The organism is Neobacillus thermocopriae (assembly GCF_010975035.1).
Lineage (GTDB): Bacteria > Bacillota > Bacilli > Bacillales > Cytobacillaceae > Neobacillus > Neobacillus thermocopriae.
This window is the reverse complement of sequence record NZ_JAAIUV010000003.1, coordinates 118,115-139,468: the sequence shown is the minus strand read 5'-3', so window position 1 is coordinate 139,468 and position 21,354 is coordinate 118,115. Positions and strand designations below refer to the sequence as shown.

General features: G+C 39.6%; 17 protein-coding genes and 1 riboswitch. Of the genes, 9 read left to right on the top strand and 8 right to left on the bottom strand.

Annotated elements, in window-relative coordinates:
- Positions 1-830 precede the first annotated feature (830 nt).
- A riboswitch (TPP riboswitch) is annotated at positions 831-939 on the top strand.
- An 86-nt stretch (positions 940-1,025) separates the two neighbouring features.
- The 5 genes from G4Z05_RS03225 (at position 1,026) to G4Z05_RS03205 (ending at position 4,805) form a co-directional block, all read left to right on the top strand.
- Positions 1,026-1,622: a thiamine phosphate synthase gene (locus G4Z05_RS03225; protein ID WP_163250443.1), complete on the top strand. Its 597-nt coding sequence runs from the start codon at positions 1,026-1,028 to the stop codon at positions 1,620-1,622.
- 75 nt (positions 1,623-1,697) lie between these two features.
- Positions 1,698-2,807 (top strand): glycine oxidase ThiO, encoded by a 1,110-nt coding sequence (thiO, locus tag G4Z05_RS03220; protein ID WP_163250442.1) that lies wholly within the window; start codon positions 1,698-1,700, stop codon positions 2,805-2,807.
- A 9-nt stretch (positions 2,808-2,816) separates the two neighbouring features.
- Complete coding sequence (gene thiS / locus G4Z05_RS03215; RefSeq protein ID WP_163250441.1) at positions 2,817-3,020, top strand: sulfur carrier protein ThiS; 204 nt, start codon at positions 2,817-2,819, stop codon at positions 3,018-3,020.
- A 1-nt stretch (position 3,021) separates the two neighbouring features.
- A complete protein-coding gene (locus G4Z05_RS03210) occupies positions 3,022-3,789 on the top strand; it encodes a thiazole synthase (RefSeq protein ID WP_163250440.1) in 768 nt (255 codons plus the stop codon).
- A complete protein-coding gene (locus G4Z05_RS03205; RefSeq protein WP_163250439.1) occupies positions 3,786-4,805 on the top strand; it encodes a thiazole biosynthesis adenylyltransferase ThiF in 1,020 nt (339 codons plus the stop codon). The genes G4Z05_RS03210 and G4Z05_RS03205 overlap by 4 nt, the downstream gene beginning before the upstream one ends.
- A gap of 114 nt (positions 4,806-4,919) precedes the next feature.
- Here G4Z05_RS03205 and G4Z05_RS03200 read toward each other — a convergent pair whose 3' ends face one another.
- From G4Z05_RS03200 to G4Z05_RS03180, 5 genes are all read right to left on the bottom strand, one after another.
- Positions 4,920-5,534: a YjgB family protein gene (locus tag G4Z05_RS03200; RefSeq protein WP_163250438.1), complete on the bottom strand. Its 615-nt coding sequence runs from the start codon at positions 5,532-5,534 to the stop codon at positions 4,920-4,922.
- A gap of 300 nt (positions 5,535-5,834) precedes the next feature.
- On the bottom strand, positions 5,835-6,485 hold the full coding sequence (locus tag G4Z05_RS03195) for an amino acid ABC transporter permease (protein WP_163250437.1): 651 nt from the start codon (positions 6,483-6,485) through the stop codon (positions 5,835-5,837).
- Positions 6,486-6,497: 12 nt separating this feature from the next.
- Positions 6,498-7,151, bottom strand: coding sequence for an amino acid ABC transporter permease (locus tag G4Z05_RS03190; protein ID WP_163250436.1), 654 nt, complete (start codon positions 7,149-7,151; stop codon positions 6,498-6,500).
- A gap of 72 nt (positions 7,152-7,223) precedes the next feature.
- Positions 7,224-8,039, bottom strand: coding sequence for a glutamate ABC transporter substrate-binding protein (locus G4Z05_RS03185; RefSeq protein WP_163250435.1), 816 nt, complete (start codon positions 8,037-8,039; stop codon positions 7,224-7,226).
- A 22-nt stretch (positions 8,040-8,061) separates the two neighbouring features.
- Positions 8,062-8,790, bottom strand: a complete 729-nt coding sequence (locus G4Z05_RS03180) for an amino acid ABC transporter ATP-binding protein (RefSeq protein ID WP_163183524.1) — start codon at positions 8,788-8,790, stop codon at positions 8,062-8,064.
- A 597-nt stretch (positions 8,791-9,387) separates the two neighbouring features.
- Between G4Z05_RS03180 and G4Z05_RS03175 the strand changes: the two genes are divergently transcribed.
- Positions 9,388-10,842, top strand: coding sequence for a L,D-transpeptidase family protein (locus tag G4Z05_RS03175; protein WP_163250434.1), 1,455 nt, complete (start codon positions 9,388-9,390; stop codon positions 10,840-10,842).
- Between the two features lie 148 nt (positions 10,843-10,990).
- On the opposite strand, the gene lacZ is transcribed toward G4Z05_RS03175, so the two are convergent.
- Both lacZ and G4Z05_RS03165 read right to left on the bottom strand, forming a co-directional pair.
- Entirely contained in the window at positions 10,991-14,014 is a 3,024-nt protein-coding gene (gene lacZ, locus G4Z05_RS03170; RefSeq protein WP_163250510.1) for a beta-galactosidase, LacZ type, read from the bottom strand.
- Between the two features lie 46 nt (positions 14,015-14,060).
- Positions 14,061-16,265: a DEAD/DEAH box helicase gene (locus G4Z05_RS03165; protein ID WP_163250433.1), complete on the bottom strand. Its 2,205-nt coding sequence runs from the start codon at positions 16,263-16,265 to the stop codon at positions 14,061-14,063.
- A 118-nt stretch (positions 16,266-16,383) separates the two neighbouring features.
- Here G4Z05_RS03165 and G4Z05_RS03160 point away from each other — a divergent pair, with 118 nt between their 5' ends.
- Positions 16,384-17,166 (top strand): protein phosphatase 2C domain-containing protein, encoded by a 783-nt coding sequence (locus G4Z05_RS03160; RefSeq protein WP_163250432.1) that lies wholly within the window; start codon positions 16,384-16,386, stop codon positions 17,164-17,166.
- A gap of 153 nt (positions 17,167-17,319) precedes the next feature.
- Here the strand turns inward: G4Z05_RS03160 and G4Z05_RS03155 are convergent, their stop codons facing one another.
- Complete coding sequence (locus G4Z05_RS03155) at positions 17,320-18,201, bottom strand: LysR family transcriptional regulator (protein ID WP_163250431.1); 882 nt, start codon at positions 18,199-18,201, stop codon at positions 17,320-17,322.
- A 232-nt stretch (positions 18,202-18,433) separates the two neighbouring features.
- Here G4Z05_RS03155 and G4Z05_RS03150 point away from each other — a divergent pair, with 232 nt between their 5' ends.
- Both G4Z05_RS03150 and G4Z05_RS03145 read left to right on the top strand, forming a co-directional pair.
- Positions 18,434-19,759, top strand: a complete 1,326-nt coding sequence (locus tag G4Z05_RS03150; RefSeq protein ID WP_163250430.1) for an aspartate aminotransferase family protein — start codon at positions 18,434-18,436, stop codon at positions 19,757-19,759.
- Positions 19,756-21,162 carry a sodium:solute symporter family protein gene (locus G4Z05_RS03145; RefSeq protein ID WP_163250429.1) on the top strand — a complete coding sequence of 469 codons (1,407 nt, stop codon included), beginning with the start codon at positions 19,756-19,758 and terminating at the stop codon, positions 21,160-21,162. The genes G4Z05_RS03150 and G4Z05_RS03145 overlap by 4 nt, the downstream gene beginning before the upstream one ends.
- Positions 21,163-21,354: the final 192 nt, after the last annotated feature.

Below are 21,354 nucleotides of genomic sequence, written 5' to 3'. Positions count from 1 at the left end.
ATCAAACCCGGAAAAATTATTTAAGTGGTCCACGCTTCCAAGAAAAATACGTAGTATACTTGTCTCCCCATCTTAAATCGTCCCAAACAGAACCTGTAACTTTGCCGTTATAGGCTGTTTTACTCAGTAAAGTTCTACCATCTCGTGTATATTTAAACGAAGTATATTGATATTTTGACTTACTGTAATTCCAGGCGGCACCATTATATTTAATTTGGAAAGATTCTTCAGAAGAGGCTCCACTAGTTGAATCTCAGAAAGTTGCCCCAAACACTGTATTTCCACCTAATCCAATTGTGCCAACTACCAACGCCGAGATAATAAACTGTTTCATTTTCTTTTTCCTAGTACATTCTTCCTTTCTATTAGTATATAAAAACACTAACATAATTTAACATATTTTCCATTAAAATGAAATAACTTTAAAAATTATAATAACACCAATTGATTTTACAGAAAAATATAATGTTATAACGGAAATGGTTCACGGATACAGTGGCAGAGAAAGACTACCATGTATCACTTACAAAAAAGGAATCGAATTTTTTAAAGAATATAATTTATAATGTCAAACTGAATTATATTGCCTTTGATATAGCTAATAAAAATATTATTTCATACGATGCTTTTCAAAATGCCCACGATAGTAATCGGTAAGAATACCTAAGAAACAAAAGACGCAAACGGCGGCGGTTTAAAATTAGAGATAAACCACCATTCAAACATTGTAAAATAGATAAATAGGAAGAAAAAACAAGGAAACAAGTGACAGGCATTATTCAATGTGTTACGATGGATAGCGTAGGAATTATGACAAATAAATAGGTAAATAAATCCGCTAGAGGTGCCTTTATAAAAGGCTGAGATCGAAGTGTTACTTCGGGACTCTATGAACCTGATCTGGTTAATACCAGCGTAGGGAAGTGGAGAATGGGAGCATTGTATGCATTATTCACAGCCACTTTCTTACATAAGAAAGTGGCTTTTTATTTTCCCTCTAGCGGTAACTATTTGAAAATGGGGGGATGGTCATCAAGGAATTACATATTATTTCCAATGGCAAAATGCCAATTGAACAATTACACGAAATTTTAATGGATATACATCCCTATGTCACCATGATTCACTTAAGGGAGAAACAAAAGACAGCGAAAGAGCTTTTTCAAGCTGTTGAACAGTTAGCAAAAGACATTCCACTTTCCAAAATAATCATTAATGACCGCGTGGATGTCGCCGTTACAGCAGGAACGGCCGGTGTTCAATTAGCTGGGCACAGTTTAGATGCCGTTCATGTAAAAAAAGCTTTTCCTCTACTAAAAGTAGGGACCTCCATCCATTCCTATGAAGAAGCCCATCAAGAGGGGGCAGATTTCCTGCTATACGGCCATGTTTTTCCATCCAAATCAAAGCCTGGCCTGCCTCCGAAAGGACTGGAGGAATTAACCAAGTTGTCTCAACTCAACATCCCGGTTATTGCCATCGGTGGGATCACACCAGAAAACACTCCGCAAGTACTTCAAGCTGGGGCAGATGGAATTGCGGTAATGTCAGGAGTTTTCGATTCATGCAACCCGCTCGATGCCGTAAAAGCGTATACAATGGCCTTACATAAACAATCGTAAAATGGATAAATCAGAAAGTTCTTGGTGTGTATCAATTAATCCTTTCTTATTAGTGAAAAAATGGAGATGGAATTGATGAAAAAATCATTTGACACAGCCATTATCGGAGGAGGAGTGAATGGGACCTCCATTGCCTTCGAACTGGCCAAAAAAGGACGAAAAGTTATTCTACTTGAAAAGCAACAAATAGCCGCTGAATCATCCCGTGCCGCAGCCGGAATGCTGGCAGCCCAAGCGGAGATCGAACAAGATGGCCCGCTTTTCCAACTAGCATTAAAAAGCCAAAAGATGTTTGCCTCTCTTTCACAAGAATTATTGGAATACTCCGGCATTGATATTGAGTTCGTCCAAAAAGGAATGCTGAAAATTGCCGAAACCGAAGATATCGCACATGAAGTTCAACAACAAGTCCTCTTTCAAAGGAAGTGGGACCATGAAATTCGATGGCTCGATTCCCATGAAATTAGGGAACTGGAACCAGCGTTATCCCCTACTATAGCTGGAGGCATGTACCTCCCAAATGATGGGCATGTACATCCGGAAAAATTAACGCAAGCCTTTGCGAAAGCTGCCCTCCATTTTGGAGCAGAGATACGCGAAAATACAGAGGTCCTCTCCTTCCTCTATGATCAAGGCAAAGTGAAAGGCTTAAATACTTCAAATGGGATCATTCATTGTGACCAAGTTGTCATTGCAGTAGGAGCCTGGGCTAACCGACTGATAAAGGACCTTCCTGTGTTTCCAGTAAAAGGCGAGTGTTTTTCTGTGAAAGTGAATAAACCAATCATTAACACGACTATTTTTTCAGATAAGCGCTGTTATCTCGTTCCAAAGCGAAATGGAGAAATATATATTGGAGCGACGATGATTGAAAATTCTTTTGATAAGGCCGTCACACCTGGGGGAATAGCCTCATTAATCGAAAGAGCGGTGAAGCTCGTACCAGAAATTAGAGATGCCACTTGGGAACGGGTGTGGTGCGGTATCCGGCCGCAAACCAATGATGGAAAACCATACATTGGTGAGCACCCTGAATATAAGGGAATTTTTGTGGCAACCGGACATTTCCGCAACGGAATCTTATTAAGTCCGATAACTGGTAAACTTGTAGCCGATTTGTTGGAAGGCAATACGACTGAGCTTTCAGCCTTTCGCCTCGATCGACATCAACCATCCGTAATGTAGGAGGTAAAAATGAAAGTTACATTAAATGGTGAATCTGTACAATTACCGGAACATATTACGTTTGTTTCCGATGTACTCAAACATTATAACATCCATGAGAAAATCGTCGTCGTAGAAGTAAACGGGAAAATACTTTCTCGTTTAGAACACGAGAATACGAGATTAGCAGATAATGATCGAATTGAAATAGTTCATTTTGTAGGAGGCGGTTGATATGTTAAAAATTGGTCCATATTCTTTTCAATCCCGATTATTACTTGGAACAGGAAAATATCCAAACTATGAAATCCAAAAAAATGCCGTTGAAATCTCTGAAGCAGAAATCTTAACCTTTGCCGTCAGACGAATGAATATTTTTGAACCAAGTCAGCCGAATTTTCTAGAACTGCTTGAACCCTCAAAATATACGCTGCTACCAAATACAGCGGGAGCAAAAACAGCTGAAGAAGCCGTGCGTATCGCCAAACTCGCTAAAGCATCCGGTTTGTGCGATATGATTAAAGTCGAAGTAATCGGCTGTGATAAGACATTACTTCCAGATCCAGTCGAAACCCTAAAAGCCACAGAAGAATTAGTGAAGGAAGGATTTATTGTCCTCCCATATACGTCCGACGATGTCGTGTTAGCCAGGAAACTTCAAGAACTCGGCTGCCACGCCATCATGCCGGGAGCTTCTCCAATTGGATCAGGTCAAGGAATCATCAACCCAGTCAACTTAAGCTTTATTATTGAGCAGGCTGAGGTTCCGGTAATTGTCGATGCAGGAATCGGCTCCCCTGCCGATGCCGCACTGGCCATGGAACTAGGGGCCGACGGTGTGTTATTAAATACCGCTGTTGCTGCTGCAAAGGATCCTGTAAAAATGGCAAAAGCAATGAAATTAGCCATTGAAGCGGGTCGTTTAGGATTTGAAGCAGGCAGAATGAAGAAAAAACGTTATGCAACAGCCAGCAGTCCAAAAGAAGGAATGATTACCGGTTGATTAGCCGTTACTCTCGCCAAGAATTATTTTCACCCATCGGAAAAAATGGACAAAAAAAGATCTCATCCAGTCATGTGCTTATCATTGGAGCCGGCGCTCTTGGATCAGGAAGTGCCGAGGCTCTCGTCCGTGCCGGAATCGGCAGATTAACGATTGTTGATCGCGATTATGTAGAATGGTCCAATCTCCAGCGGCAGCAATTGTATTCCGAGGAAGACGCTAAAAACCGGCTACCAAAAGCCATTGCGGCGAAAAATCGTTTACATGCCATTAACTCCTCTGTGGAAATTGAGGCTATGGTTGCAGATGCTTCCGTTCAAGAGCTTGAAGCCTGGGCTAGTAAGTTCGATTTGATCATCGATGCTACCGATAATTTTGAAACAAGAATGATCATCAACGATGTGTCACAAAAATATGGTGTTCCTTGGATTTACGGAGCCTGTGTAGGAAGTTACGGAATATCCTACACATTCATCCCTGAAAAAACACCTTGTCTCGCCTGTTTATTAGAAACCGTTCCACTTGGGGGGTTAACTTGTGATACAGCTGGCATTATTTCCCCAGCTGTAAGCATGGTTGTATCTTATCAAATAAGTGAAGCATTGAAAATTTTAGTTGGCGACCTAGATTCATTACGTGGCAAACTCGTTTCCTTTGATCTTTGGAAAAATCAATTTAGTGCGGTTAACGTCGATTCTTTGAAAAAAGAAGATTGTCCTTCTTGTGGAGCCACTCGTTCCTACCCATTCTTATCGTTTGAAAATCAAACCAAAACGGCTGTCCTATGTGGGAGGAATACCGTACAAATCCGTCCTCCTCAAACTGCTGACCGTGATTTGGAAGCTTTAGAAACGATATTGATCCAACAAGGACGAGTCGTACAGCGAAACCCTTTCTTATTGTCTTTTCAGGTTGATCCATACCGAATGGTTGTTTTTAAAGATGGAAGAGTATTGATTCATGGAACGAAGGATGTATCGGAAGCGAAATCGCTCTATCATCGATATTTAGGGTGATAAGCTAACATGAAAAGAAAATGTGCCTGTCGCTCGACGTAAGATGTCATTGTGAACGAATAGACATTCGGCGGTGACAGGCATGACTTATTTTCACATTTTGATGGCCTATCATTAACCTGCCATTTGATTTTTGGCACCAGCAGGATAAAAGACGGAAATATGGTCGATTGTCGATTTTGAACCAACAAATTTTAATTGAAATTTCTCATTCACATTATATACCCAAATCTTGTCCCCACTATTGGAACGAACGTTGTTTGGTTTACCCAGTACTTTCTCAACCTCATCAAACGTGATTTGTTGAATTTCTTTAGAATAAGAGCGCACATCAAAAATTTGTTCTCCCTTATTCACACCAAAAACAATTCCATGGCTAGAAAACGTGAAATATCTATTCCCTGCAACAAAATCTTCTTGATCAGGCTCACCCCAATATAACTTGACTTCATCAATCACCGTTGTACTTGCTGGAAAACTACAATTTTTGACTGTACCAACTTTTGCCAAGGAGACAATTTCCTGTATTAAGGTTGTATGTTTAGGGTTGTTGTTATTTGGTTGGGAATTGGACGGTGGGTTGGATGGATTAGTTGGATTGGTTGGTTCATTTATCGTTGGGGGTTGCTTTGGCGAAGTATTAGGTGCTTCTGTTTCTTGATCATTCGAACAACCTACAAGTAAAGCCAATAGACAAGGAATGAAATAAATCTTTGCTATTCTTTTCAATAGATAATCCCCTTTCGTATTTCTTTTCGGAACATGAACGGCTAATTTTCCTACTCTCTATATAAAACGGAAAGAGCTCCTACTTCGTTACAAGGAAAATATATCCAAATAATTCTTCTTCTAAGAGAATCCGAAATTCTTTTTCTTCCTCGTATTTACATTAAATGCGGGCCAATTTTATTTCATATAAAGAGGGTGTCCCCAAATTATCCTTTTAGGAACACCCTTTTCGTTTACCTCTGAATGATGAATACGAACCCCGATATCCATGGACTATTAGCTTTTCCATCCATTCAATCCTCATGCTTGTCTACTTTCCAATCTTCTAGCCACGAGTGACAGAGCATAGTTCACAATAAAATACATGAAGGCAACAAGTATAAAGATTGGAATAATATAGTTGACGTTTTGAGCATAGATAATTTGAGCATTGTGCATAAATTCCGGTAAAGCGATAATGACACATAAAGAGGTATCTTTTAATAAGGAAATAAATTGGCTTACAATTGGAGGAACCATTCTCCGAAGGGCCTGAGGCATGACAATATGCCATAGAGTTTGAATATAAGTTAATCCGGATGAACGTGCGGCTTCAATCTGCCCTTTATCAATGGAATTCAATCCACCACGAACAATCTCCGCCAACATTGCGGATTCAAACACCGTTAAGGCCGTAATTGCGGCTTGAGTCACGGTTAGCTTGATCCCCACTTCCGGGAGCGCGAAAAAAGTAAAGAATATGATGAGTAACAATGGCATATTCCGAATCGTTTCAACATAAATTGCCACAACCCTCGAAACGACTGGAATTTGAGCATACCGCAATGTCCCTAACAGAATGCCAATAATAAAACTTAATAGTATAGAAATAAAAGCAATAGATAATGTCACCCAAAAACCATCGGCGAGGAATTTTAGATGATCAGCTGAAAGAGCTCCTGCAAAATCCATAAATCCCCCTCCTTAATAACTTCTAGCAAGGCGTCTTTCCAAATAACGAACGCCATAGCTTAGTGGGATGGTCAATACAAGATAAAACAACCCAACGAAAATATACACATCAAACGTAACAAATGTATGGGAGGAAACGATGTCCCCAAAGTACATTAAATCTAGTCCCGCTATAATTCCTAATATCGATGAATTTTTTACAAGATTAATAAATTGGTTGCCAATCGGCGGAATAACGATTTTTATTGCTTGTGGCAAAATAACGGCCTTCATGGCCTGCAAATAGGTGAGTCCTGATGATCTTGCCGCCTCCATCTGCCCTTTTGGAACCGAAAGTATTCCAGCTCGAATCGCTTCTGCAATAAAAGAAGCGGTATAAATGGCAAGGGCAATCGTCCCTGCAACAAATCCGTTTAACTGAATACCTACTGCAGGAAGACCGACATAAAAGAAGAAGGCAATAATGAGAAGAGGAATATTTCTAATAAATTCCACATATGCGGTGCCAATCCAATTGAAAGGTTTAATCGGGGCAATTCTCATCACAGCAATGATCACACCAATAATAAAGCTTCCGATCAAGCCAATAATACTAGCTAATATCGTATTTTTAAATCCTTCTAAATAAGTATCGAAATGATCGATCAAAATCGAAAAATCTATCATAATAGATATCTCCCCCCTTTTTCTTAAGAAGTATTAGGATGGGCAAGACTTGCACCCATCCTGATATCACGGTTATTCGTTGGTTTTAATCCATTTATTTTTGATTTCGTCATACTTTCCGCTGTCTCTCATGTTCTTTAACGCTTTATTAATTGCATCAACTAATTCTTTATTTCCTTTTTTAACAGCTATTCCATATGGCTCTTCTGTAAACGTTCCGCCAACCAATGTATAGTTTGGATCCTGGTCAGCCATTCCATAAAGGATCGCATCATCCGTTGTTAAGGCATCGCCTTGTCCGGATTTTAATGCCGTAAACGCTTCTGTATAGTTTTCAAATTCTAAAACGGTGGCCTCTGGGGCTTTCTCACGAATGTTTAAAGCAGAGGTTGACCCTTTCACCGCAAGAACCTTTGTCCCTTTTTTCAAATCTTCCAGTCCTTTAATAGGGCTTCCCTTTTTGACAAGAAGGGACTGACCAGCATGAAAGTACACATCCGAAAAATCTACTTCTTTTTTCCGTTCTTCTGAAATCGTCATCGTTGCAACAATCATATCAATATCCCCGTTATTTAACATTGGAATACGGGTTTTGGATGTCACTTCTTTAAACTCCACCTTATTCTCGTCTCCAAGAATTTCTTTTGCTAATTCTCTAGAAATATCAATATCAAACCCTTCTACTTCGCCAGTATTCGGGTTCTTCAGTCCAAATAAACGGGTATCATATTTGACACCGACAACCATTTTGTCTCTTTCTTTTATTTGTTCTAAAGCATTTTTTGAAGTACTTGACGTTTTATCATCGCTTTTTCCACATGCTGCAAGTAACATGGATGCGGATAATAAAAGAATTCCGGCAAGTTTGCTTGCTTTACTCTTCAACATAAAATTTTCCCCCTTAAAATGTTTAATGATTTAAAATACGGCTAAGAAATACGCGAGCTCTTTCTTCTTTTGGATTCGCGTAAAAATCAGCCGGTTTTCCCTCTTCCAGAATTCTCCCTTGGTCCATAAAAATAATTCGGTCGGCCACTTCTTTCGCAAATCCCATTTCATGGGTCACGACAACCATCGTCATTCCTTCTTTTGCCAAAGCTTTCATAACATCCAGCACTTCGCCAATCATCTCTGGATCTAGTGCTGAAGTAGGCTCATCAAACAACATGATTTCTGGCTTCATGGCAAGTCCCCTAGCAATGGCCACCCGCTGTTGCTGTCCACCGGATAGCTGGGATGGATAGGAATTCGCTTTATCTGGAATCCCTACTTTTTCCAAATAATACATGGCTATTTTTTCCGCTTCTTCTTTTGACTGTTTCAGCACCATGGTTGGAGCAAGGGTAATGTTTTCGAGGACCGTTTTATGTGGATACAAGTTAAAATGCTGAAAAACCATGCCGATATTTCGTCTTAACTCATTTATATTGGTGTTTTTGTCATTGACTTTCACACCGTTAACCGTCAGTTCTCCGTCACTGATCGTTTCCAAACGATTAATACAGCGAAGCATGGTGCTTTTTCCCGATCCGGAAGGGCCAATGACAACAACTACTTCTCCTTTATTAATGACAAGATTAATATCTTTAAGTACATGAAAGTCACCATAATACTTATTTACGGACTTAAACCGAATCATCCCAAACCTCCTCCTTACGATGTGTTTACTATGTAAGAGTTTTCCCAACTTGTTGAAATATACGAAGTATTGACCAAATTTGGAATATTAAAGAATTTGACAAGTTATTAATATAGTACAATTCATTCATTATTTAGTAAATATCTATTTTGAAATTTATGAATATTTACACAAAGATTACTACCTCATTTATATTCGTGCTTTTCCAATGAAAGAACACTCATTTTCACATCCACTTTTCTAGAATACTTTTTCATAATCATCCAATATTTGCAAAAACCAAACGACACAATTTTCCCAATATGTAAATAATCACCTTAAATATTTCAAAATTTTTTCGGAGGAAGTGAAACATTTTCACTACTCAAGGCGTCTTTACTATCAAAATATCATCATAGAAAGGTCTTGTCTTAGTGTGTTCTATCAACATTTTGTGCTACTCAATAAAATTAATCTTAAATTCCACAAAAAACGACACACTTTTTACAAAGATTTCTGCTAGAATAACAGAAGTAATATTTTCGAAAAACTATTGAAATCTTTGATACAATCCATATTTTTACAAACATTCTTATTAAAATACAAAAAACAGGGGGAATGAAATTGGAAAATGCTGCTTTACAAGAATCAATGGGGCAACAAACTAGACAACATACACATTCGACAAAATGGTTTAAAAATTGGAAGTTTATCACAGCAAGTAGCGTCATTGTTATAGGGATCCTTCTAGGGGCACTAAGTTATTATCAAACAAGCCACTTTAATGCCCAGGTAAAGATAAATGGGGTACATGTCGGCGGTATGACAGCGGAAGAAGCATTGCATAAATTAACATCTTCCGAACTAAAAAATACAATCTATATTGGTGATCAACAAATCCTAGATGGAAATGACACGAAAATGGCATTTACGACAAAAGACCTCCCTGCAGTCGAAAAATTATTAAAAAGCCAATGGTCCTTTTTTCCATCCTCCAAAGAAAAGAACCTTTTCTTAAAGCCAAACAGTCAAGATGAATATCGAACTGTGACACTGAAAAAACAATTAGAGGAAAAGCTTATATCATTAAATGGCGGATTAAAGGCTCCCATAGACGCCCAGGCTCGATTAGAGGATGGAAAAATCGTTATTACAGAAAGTGTTGGTGGAGAGCAGTATGATGTAGCTGGTCTATTAAAAGAGTACGACAAGCATGGTTATACGAGCGAAATTAAGCTAAAACCACTTCTTCTTCAACCGATCACTGCTGATAGTGAAATCGTCAAAAAACAAGAAAAAATGCTACAAGAACTCCTTGGGCGAACTGTGAATTATAAAGTGCAAAATAAAGTGTATACATTAAAAGCTAATGAATTAATAAAAAAAGCGTCCGTTTCAAAAGAAAATACTATTACCATCGAGGAAACATTAATTAACCAAAAGGTCGATGAAATTAATGCTGCACAATCTACCTTGAATAAACCTTTTACATTCAAGACCCATTCAGGTGCCGTGATCACGGTACAAGGGAAAGGATATGGTTGGGCACTCGATGCGAAAAAAGAAACAGCTTTGATTGCAGAAGCTTTTGCAAAAGGAGAAACTGACATCTCAGCAGCTAATATTAAAGGTCATGGGTGGAAAGGCGAAGGCTATGGCTACGAAACATTAACCAATAACGGAATCGGTGATACCTATGCCGAAGTATCCATTAAAGATCAACGCTTGTGGATATATAAAAATGGCAAAATGGTCTTCACCACACATGTCGTAACCGGCACACACAGCACAGGGGAAGATACGGACAAAGGTGTGTGGTATATTCTCTACAAGAAAAAAGATGACATCCTTAATGGTAGCCGGGTAGGCGGTGGAGAGTATGCCGTTCATGTTGATTATTGGGTTCCATTTACAAACAGTGGTCAAGGGTTCCACGACGCCAGCTGGAGAACAAACTGGTCACCTACTGCCTATTTAAATGCAGGTTCAGGTGGTTGCGTCAATATCCCTCCAAAAGTCATGAAAACCGTATTTGATAATTTAGAAACTTACGAGCCAGTAGTTGTATATTAAAAGCCAGGAGATTCTCCTGGCTTTTTCCATTGCAATGTTTACTAAAAATTTTATAAAGCTGATGATTTTATCACCGTCTCCTCTTTCCTCCCAATCCAAAAGACTTTTAGCGTGTTGTCGAAGAATGCCACAAACGAATCATCACCGATTACACTTTTTGGATCATAAATTCAAATACTAAATCTTGATCCGCTTTGATCAAATATTCGTCATGAACAGGCGCTCCCCAGCTGTCGTCCCCACCGACCCCCATTTGCTTGCCAGAAACGGTAACAACCGTATAATGGATGTTCGGCAGTTCATAAACATGCTGAGCATTTTCCAGTTCAAAAGCTGTATAAGGGGAAAAATTGCATTCCAGCGGTTCTTTAACAGAAGAAATTCTTATCCCTTGTCCGTTACGATTGGTCACGCTGACACGGCGGACCCCTGTCCGATTCCCTGATTCCTGTGGCATGACATAACTCGATCGGTTGTCACAAACCTGATTCTTAAAGGTGGCCAGTCTCGCTCCCATCGCGCGGTCACAATAATTTTCTTCCGGTCCCAAAGCATACCACTCTAATTGGTCATAGTCTGCCGGCAACTTGAATGACAAAGCAAAAATCGGTAGTTGCGGCAAATGTTCTACTCCTTTATAGGAAGATTTCACCTTTAAACTTCCATCCGGATAAACCGTGTAAATGGTCTTAACTTCAATATCTGGATGAATCGAGAATTGATAAGTAAAACCAATGCTGACGGAGCTTTCCCTCTCCTCTACCTCTACATTGACACATTTTCGTGCCAGGCTCGCTGCAAACCATAGGCCAGAATGATAGTTTTGGGCAAAGCCTCTGTCATTATCAGTCGTTGCTCTCCAAAATAATGGTGCAGGCGGCTGTGAAATCATCTCATTGCCATTATATTTCAGCGAAACTAAACTACCGACGGCCTTTGAAAAGAGCACCGTAAAGTCACGGCCATGTACACCAATATGGACATCCCCATGGACAATATGAAACTCTCCAATTGGTGGTGCGATTTCTCTTGTCCCGATTTGAAACACAAATTGTCCGAAAGCAACCTCATAACCGGCGTCCGCCCAAAGGGTGCTTCCCTTCAGTTTTAAAGACGTTTGAATACAATATTCACCCGGAGTTGTAGTGATCCCCACAGGTAGGGCAAACTCATAACGCCCCTCGTCTTGCGCTTCCACTGCCGTCAAAAGCGTATTTCGATACAATTCCTCTCCTTCATGAAATAGCACATACTCACACTCATAGTCCGCTGTATTCGTAAACAAGCTTTCATTCTTAATCGTTACCCCTGATTGATCAGGGAATAGTTTATAATTTTGATATAAAAATTTCACTTCTTGCATCTTCGGCGATAGCTTCCGATTGGCATAAACAATTCCATTTGTACAGAACCCGTAATCGGTTGGACGATCACCAAAATCACCACCATAAGCGAGAAATTCATTCCCGTAACGATCTTTTTTATAGATGGCTTGATCAATAAAATCCCAAATAAACCCACCTTGGTACATAGGATATTTTTCTAATTCAATATATTTGTACATCCCACCAAGTGAATTTCCCATTGCATGCATATATTCACAGCTAATATAAGGCTTCTTCGGATCTTCCCTTAAATACTTTTCAATTTCATCCGGTTTTGCATACATTCGGCTTTCGATCTCACTCGTGTCATTATATTCACGATGATGAAAAACTCCTTCATAGTGAACGAGGCGGCTGGGATCCGCTTGTTTGAAATACTTCGAAACATTCAAAAGAACTTCCCCTGCGTAGGATTCATTGCCACAAGACCAAATTAAAATGGAAGGGTGATTTTTATCCCGTTCCAACATAGAAATGGCTCGATCCATTACAATCGGCTCCCAATCCAGTTTATTGCCGGGAATATTCCAGGAAGGATCGACAACCCCCATCTTTTGCCATGAACCATGTGTTTCAAGATTCATTTCATCAATGACATATATTCCATATTCATCACATAGCTCGTACCAATAGCTCTGATTCGGATAGTGGGAAGTACGGACAGCATTAATGTTGTTTCGTTTTAACGTTTTAATATCCCACAGCATGTCTTCCTTCGTAATTGCCCGTCCGCGGCGTGGGTTGAATTCATGTCGGTTTACCCCCTTGAATACAATCCGCTTCCCATTTAGGTGCATGATGTTGTTTACCAATTCAAATTTTCGAAATCCTATTTTTTGTGGCACTACCTCTACTAAACTGCCAGACTTGTTATAGATTTGAATAAATAATTGATACAAATGAGGCTTTTCTGCGCTCCAAAGTGCCGGCTGATCGACGGTCATGGCAATCGACCATTTCCCGTCTTTTTTTTCTGCTATGCCAGTTTGAACCCGTTCCCCTTTCGAATTGACGAGTTCGGCCGTTATTTTTGAAGGAACGTCCCCCTGAAGCTTTAAATCCACCATCAGTGATCCTTTGGTAAAAGTGGAATCAAGTTCAGGGCGAACATGCAGGTCAAATACATGAATCTCAGGAACAGTGTAAAGATACACATCACGAAAAATTCCAGAAAATCTCCAAAAATCCTGGTCTTCCAGCCAGCTTCCGGTACTTCGATGATACACCTCGACCGCCAGTTTATTTTCTCCTTCTGTCAAATACGGAGTAAGCTCAAACTCTGCTGGTGTAAACGAATCTTCACTGTAGCCGACAAACTCGCCATTCAGCCATACATAAAAGGCGGTTTCCACGCCTTGAAACGAGATATATACCGGTTTTTTTTCCATATTGGCTGGCAAAGTAAAATATTTCACATAACTTCCCACTGGATTATCATCGGTTGGAATTTCTGGTGGTCGAATCTCATGATGGCCATCCCATGGATACATCGTATTGACATATTGTGGCTGTCCGTAGCCTTGAAGCTGAATATGTCCTGGAACGGTTATATCTTCCCAACTGGCACAAGAAACTTCTTTTTTAAAAAAATTAACCGGTCTTAATTCCGGATTAATGCTGTAGGAAAATTTCCAATTTCCGTTTAAATCAAAACGCCACTTCATAGGAGCAGCCTTACGTGCCTCTTCCATCGTCTCATAATAGACATGATCTGAATGGGCTGGAACACGATTAACGGCAAACACCTGAACATCAGTAAGCCAATTTAGGCTTGGTGTCATTGGCATATGAATCACACATCCCCTCACCTATTTTTTTAAATCCACCCGACACTTACATTTGTTTCAATAAATACTCACATATCTTTTCAGAACATAGTCTTGCCGCTACATAAGGGGGCCGTATATCTTTGGCACCTTCATACGGTAGTCCCAGCCATAACACTTTCTCGTCAATCATGACAAATGGAAAAGGATAGCCCTCCTCTTGTTCTCGATCGGAAATCAGCCTAAATTCCACTCGTTCTCCTCTGTTTCGTAGCTGCTCCTGCCATGGTTTTGATAACTCCATTCCCTCTGGCAAGGAGAGGATCACCGAGAATTTAGCCGCTTTTATGTCTCGAAAAACAGCTTCTAACTTCAAAGCGTGCATCCATCTTAGTTTCGGGTGCTGGTTACGGATCCAAGTGCCAATCTCTTTCGTGGTAACCGTTTGTTGGTGCTGGATTTGATATTCAACAAGTTGCCTCAATGTCTTACCTTGAAAAACATGATTTTTTATAAAATGGATGTTACTAACATGAAGAAACTTTCCTTTTGTTCTCGTTATCGCAACATTAATAAGGCGTTCACTGTCCTTGCCGGTTAACAGCATGCCGGCCCGGTCTTGTGGGGCACTATCGACGGTATCAAAGATCATCATATCCCGTTCACTTCCCTGGAAACGATGGACAGTGGCTGCAATGATATCCGCCTGGGTGCATTCTTCCTGATAGATCTCCTCTAAAAGCTGCTCCATCAAATTGGCCTGAACCCGGTATGGGGTGACATATCCAATCGATTTCGTGCCTCCTATAAAAGCTTCATGAATTAATTGAAAAGACAACAACAACTGCCATAGATTGAACCTTGAATTTGTTGTTCGATCACTCATACAATGCCGCCCCGTGAAACTCGTATCCACTAGCATGGATGCCTGCTCTTTGAAAGGGGCCCGTCTTACAATTCGGTTTCTGCTATGAAACACACTTTCATGATTCCCTACCAATGAGTGATAGACATATTGATTCGTAAAAGCAGAAATATCAGGATGCATTCTCCGCTGTTCTTTTAATAAAAAAAGATGGGGGTGAAGTATTCCTTCATTCATCCCTTCTACTACCCCTGCTTGATGAAATACATCCTCTTTCAACCATTTGGTTACAAGTGGATCCCTACTAGCCGCTATCGGTGGCAGTTGTTTAAAATCCCCGCAAATAATGACCCGCTTCCCTAAAGAAGCAGCAAAAGCGGTTTGTGGCACATAGGCCATACTTGCTTCATCAACAATGACGACATCATATTCCCGTTCATAAACCGCACTGTCACTTGCCGCCTTTGCCAGAGTTGTCCCAACAATAAACGCCTCTTTAATTAATTGAATTTCTCTTTTCCGAACTTTCTCCAACATCCTAGCAATTTGTGTTTCTAGTTCCAACAGATGATCTGAATCCCGTTTACTAAAAGATTGCGCTAAATCCTGCTTTAAGTGTTGCCTTTCTTCTAGTAACCTCTTTCGATTTTGGGCCAGTTTCGGGTCCTTTTTTTCAATAAGCCAATCCGTCGAAATTTCATGATGGACTGTCATCTGCCCCATGTTGGCACCATAACGGAGGACATCCCCTTCCCGGAATCGGTTTTTCTTTTTAATAAAAGCGGTCAGTTCCTCCATTAATACATCAACCGCTTGATTGCTGTGCGAAAGGATTAACACTTTTTTCTGTTGAAAATATTTGTTGGCTGCTGTTCTTGCCAAAGTATAGGTTTTCCCCGTACCCGGCGGCCCCCAGACGAACGTGACCGGATTGTATTTAGACCGTAATACCAATTCATGAACATTACTTTTGATCTTCTCTTTCGGATGCCTCGCTTCCGTTGGGGGATTCATCAACCGCTTGATCCGGAGTCGCTTTTGTTTACTTTTTTTAATTTCATCCAAACGTTCGATTAATTGTTCAAACAGTTCCCATGGATCATGAAGTAAATAAGCATCAGGGATGAGATCACCGAAGCTCTTTTCTAATGAAAGGATCACTCCCTTCCCTTCTGCGGAAAGCACTTTTCCACTCGTTTTCATCGTGCCCCATTCCAATTTAATCAAGGAGCCAACTGGTATTCTTAATGGAACAGCGGTATCAAAATAATAATTGAATTCCCCTTCATTCGATAGTAGCCTGCCATTAGTCACAATATAGCGGCTACCACCGAACTTCTTTAAATAATGAATTTCTTGCTGTAATGCTTGCTGCCATTCTTTAATATATGTTTTCGTTGTTGTCATTTTTAACTCCTTCTTTTAAGCCATTTGGCGTCCGCATGTTTCACACTAATCAAACGTATCGATCCCTCATACATTAATAGAAATGGAGGTGATAAAACTGGAAATTGAGATTATTCAAATGAAAAGTGCGAAAAAACATATTTGTGAAGATTATTTTATCTCAAATAAAGAAATGGGGCTATTTGCTATATTGGACGGTGCAACACCCATCTCAAACTTCGTTGATCAAGATGGACATAATGGAGCCGTTTTAGCCTCAAGAATTGTTGGTAACGCTTTAATAAAGGTGGAAAATACCTCTATCAAAACGACTATTTCTGAGGCTAATTTGCTGCTTGCCAATGAAATGAAAATTCATCGAATTGACACCTCCAAAAAAGAAGAGCTTTGGAGCACTTGTTTAGCTATGGTGAAAATGGATGACAATGAGATCCATTTTGCCCAAATTGGAGATTGTATGATTTTCGCCACCACTAGAACGGGAGAATGGAAAACATTATCGAAAGACATGGTTTTTGGAATTTCAGAAAGAGCTAGGCAACACCGAGAAAACGAAAGGCGCCTAGGACGAAAATTGCCACCTGAAGAATATTATCAGAATAAAAAACATTCCCTTATTTATAACAGATCATTAGCGAACAAAGAGAACGGATATGCTGTATTAAATGGGGATCCTGCAGCCATCCAGTTTTTACATGAAGGAATTCTTCAAAAGGAAGAATATAGGGGAATTCTATTAATGACGGATGGTTTATTTCCAAAAGACAGAAATTGGGGAATGATGTTAAGTCACATTAACCAAAACGGATTATACCAGTACGCAAAAAATTTAATCGAGTATGAACAGGCCAACAACCTATCACAAGATGACAAAACAGGAATTTGGATTCAGTTTTCATAAAAGGCGAACAAAGATGGTCACTTGTTCGCCTTTATTCTAATTTTAAGGAAGACATTTTGAATGATTGAATGGTGACAAACAAAGTCGGTTAACAGTCTCTTTCTTTCCAAGGATTCCTTTTCTCCACATGATTCCGTCTTCAATTATCATTACCTATTCCTGATGAACTGGCCAGGCATTTTGTAAAAACTCATGAAACGTTTCAATATTTGGTTCATTCGAGCGAAATTTTAAATGGATGGCCGAAGTGATTATCGGTTTGTCTATTTTTTCGAGAACAGTAATCAATCCTTCCTCTATTTCCTTTTTAATAATATTCTCTCCTAATATTGCATACCCTGTTCCATTTAAGACCGCTCGCTTGATCATCTCATCACTTCCACCCACCATAATCGTGGAACGTGGCTGAAATTGGCTATTTTTAAAATAATAATCGATAATACGGCTGAAGCTGCAATCCTCATTGTAGGAAATAAAGGAATATTCGCTTACGATTTCCTGATACGCCCTCCCTCTTGCCAGTTCTTCAGAAACCACTAATAAGGTCTGTTCTTCCTCTAAAAATGTTTTTCTTAATTCACTCTCATTGCATTCACTTGCAATAATCGCCATGTCTGCCACTTGATCCTTCACACTTTGGATGGCATGGACACTATTTAACGGAAGAAGACGAACTTTTACTTCAGGATACATTTCCATATACGTTTTGATTAACGGAGAAAGATGATGAGTACAATAGTATTCCGATGCGGCAATCGTCAGTATCCCCGATGGTCCACGTAGTGACTCCATGTCTCTTTCCATCTTTTCCAACAGAACAAATAAGTGATCTACATGTTCTTTCAACTTTTTTCCAGCCGTCGTCAGCATGGTCTTCTTTCCAACTCTAGTAATGAGAGTATGATTTAATTCTTTTTCTAAAGACTGTATTTGTAATGTAATAGTCGGCTGTGTATATTTTAAACGTTTAGCTGCCTTCGTCATATTTAGTTCTTCTGCCACCACTTGAAATGTCCGTAAATTCCGCAATTCCATCCTTATCACCGCTTTTACTGCTATTAAAATACATCCGATCTTAAGCCTACATTACTATTATTATATCAAACTTCCTTTTCATTCTTTATGTCTCATACATATGAAGAATGTTTTTCATTCCAATGACAAGATTTCCTTATTTTTACTATTAAAATTTTTTATAGTTATTATTTGACCAATCGTAAAAATTATAGGAAAATTCATTCAATATTTATCTATTGAAATGGGGTTAATGGTGATGATTGATTGGAAAACCGTAAATGAGGAAGGGTTATTGGCACCTACGATGGCAAAAGATTTCCCTAACCTCCCAGTCGTCAAATCAGAAGGATATTTTTACATTGGTGCCGATGGAAAAAAATATTTAGATTTCACTTCTGGGATCGCTACAGAAAATACGGGACACCGACATCCCAAAATCATGGCTGCCATCAAGGAGCAAGTAGATCGATTAGTTCATGGCCCTATCGGGATCATTAATTACGAGTCCATCCTTTTGTTAGCCAAAAAATTGAAAGCGATTTTACCAGAGCCGCTAGATTGTTTCTTCTTTGGGAATAGTGGAGCGGAGGCAATTGAAGGAGCAGTTAAATTAGCACGGCATGTTACGAAAAGGCCTTATGTCATCTCATTCATTGGTGGCTTCCATGGGAGAACGATGGGAGCACTCAGTTTGACCACATCAAAAAGTAAGTATCGAAGGAATTTACCTGTTGGAGCCCATTTGACTTACCAACTTCCCTATGCGCAAATTTCGGAAACGCCAGATGGGTTTGACCATGACGAATATTGGTCTCAACAAGTTGAGAAAGATTTTAGACGGTTATTTAACCATCTCGTTTCTCCAGATGAAGTGGCGGCTGTTTTATTAGAACCCGTGCTTGGGGAAGGGGGCTATGTCGTCCCTCCAAAAGCATGGCTACAAAAGATTAGGGAAATTTGTGACCGACATGGCATTTTACTAATCTTTGATGAAGTGCAAACAGGGTTTGGCCGTACAGGAGATTGGTTTGCTGCCAATCGATTCCAAGTGACACCCGATATTATGGCCATTGCAAAGGGAATTGCGAGTGGATTACCACTAAGCGCGACAGTTGCTTCGCGAGAATTAATGGAAAAATGGGATATTGGAAGCCATAGTACGACCTTTGGGGGAAATCCTGTCGCCTGTGCAGCTGGATGTGCAACCATTGATGTTTTAAAAGAAGAAGGGTTAGTTGAAAATGCTAGAGTTTTAGGTGACTATGCATTAAAAAAACTAATGGAGTTAAAAGAAAAACACCCTGCCATCGGAGATGTTCGAGGCATTGGTTTAATGTTAGGAATTAAAATTGTCCATCCAGAAACAGGTGAACCAAATGGAAAAGGATTAATGAATATTCTTAACAAATGTCTTCAAAAAGGGGTCATTTTCTATTTAAGTGGTAATCAGGGAGAAGTCATTCGAATGATCCCTCCGTTAACGATCGATAAAAAACATTTAGACTTAGGCATTTCTTTGCTGGACGAAGCGGTTACCGAATATGAATTAGAAGTAAGTATGGGGGTGTGTAAATGAATCTTCTTGATACGATTGTTCTACTTCTCTATTTTGGTGTTCTAATGATTATCGGCATCATTGGGATTAAAATGGCAAAATCAGAAAAAGATTTTCTACTTGCAGGAAGCCGCTTAGGATACTTTAGCCATGTAGGCTGTTTAGCAGCTGTGATTATTGGTGGGGCCGCTACAATGGGGTCCACCACGTTAGGTTATGAGTTCGGTATTTCTGGTTTTTGGTTTGTTTCGATGATGGGGTTTGGGATAGCGGCATTAGGAATTTTCGTTGTCAATAAAATTGGCGGTTATGAAGTTTTTACAATAAGCCAATTACTCGGGAAACGATTTGGAGAAGGGACACAGCTTATTAGTGCGGTTGTGACAGCGATTTATACCCTCATGATTGTTGTCACCCAAGTTATCGGAATGGGAAATGTCATTCACGTTTTATTAGGATGGCCTGTCATTCCTTCGATGGTTATTGGCGGCGGGATTGTCCTCTTTTATACCATTCTAGGTGGAATGTGGAGCATTACGTTAACAGATATGATTCAATTTGCCGTCATGACCATTGGCATCTTCTTTATCATGTTTCCTTACAGTATAGATAGTGTAGGCGGTCTCACTGCCCTATTCCAAAGTGTGCCAGAAAGTCATCATCATATCACAAATATTGGCTGGGATCGCATTTTTCAATACTTTTTACTATACTTTTTCGGATTAATTGTCTCTCAAGACATTTGGCAGAGAGTTTTTACAGCAAGAAGCCAAAAGGTCATGAAAGCGAGTGCCGTTTCTGCTGGTATTTATAGTATTTTATATGGTTTAGCACTAAGTATTGTCGGTATGTGTGCACTTGTCCTTCTTCCGAATTTAGGTGACTCTCAATCTGCCTTTACAAGTCTCGCATTAGAAATTCTTCCTCCAGGCTTGTTAGGGCTCGTTCTTGCTAGTATTTGTTCCGCACTGATGTCAAATGCATCAGGTGCTATCTTTGCTTCCGCAACCTTGATCACGAACGATATCATTAAAGTATATGGAAAAAAAGTTAGGAACGATCAAGAGATCATTAAAACATCCCGAATCGTCACACTTGGTTTAGGTGTGTTGTCTATCATTTTCTCGATCTGGATTCAAAATATTCTGGTTGCCTTAGATATGGCCTATGCCATTCTATCAGGTGCCATTTTCGCCCCCCTCGTTATCGGTCTATATTGGAAGCGGGTAACGAGCCAAGCAGCTTTTTATTCTATTATTGCAAGTTCACTTGTTATCTTTACTACCTTTATGATTTATGGAATCACTTCGACACTACCAATCATTTACGGGTTACTTACAGGTATCCTTGTTATTGTAGGAGTAACTATCTTAACACCTGTAAAAAGTTTGGATACAACAACATCAACAAGAAAAAGTGGATAAACCTAACGAAGACCATGAGTATTCCCTCGTGGTCCCTTTTTTATGTAGTACAAATATAGTTTTCCACTCTGTATAAGAAAGTGATATGATGGAGAATGAAATAATAAGATAGTATTCAAATTTTCTACAGGAGAATGGATGAGGTCTTTTATAGCCCCTCATTAGCCTGTTAGCTTAAAGTGAGGATTCCTT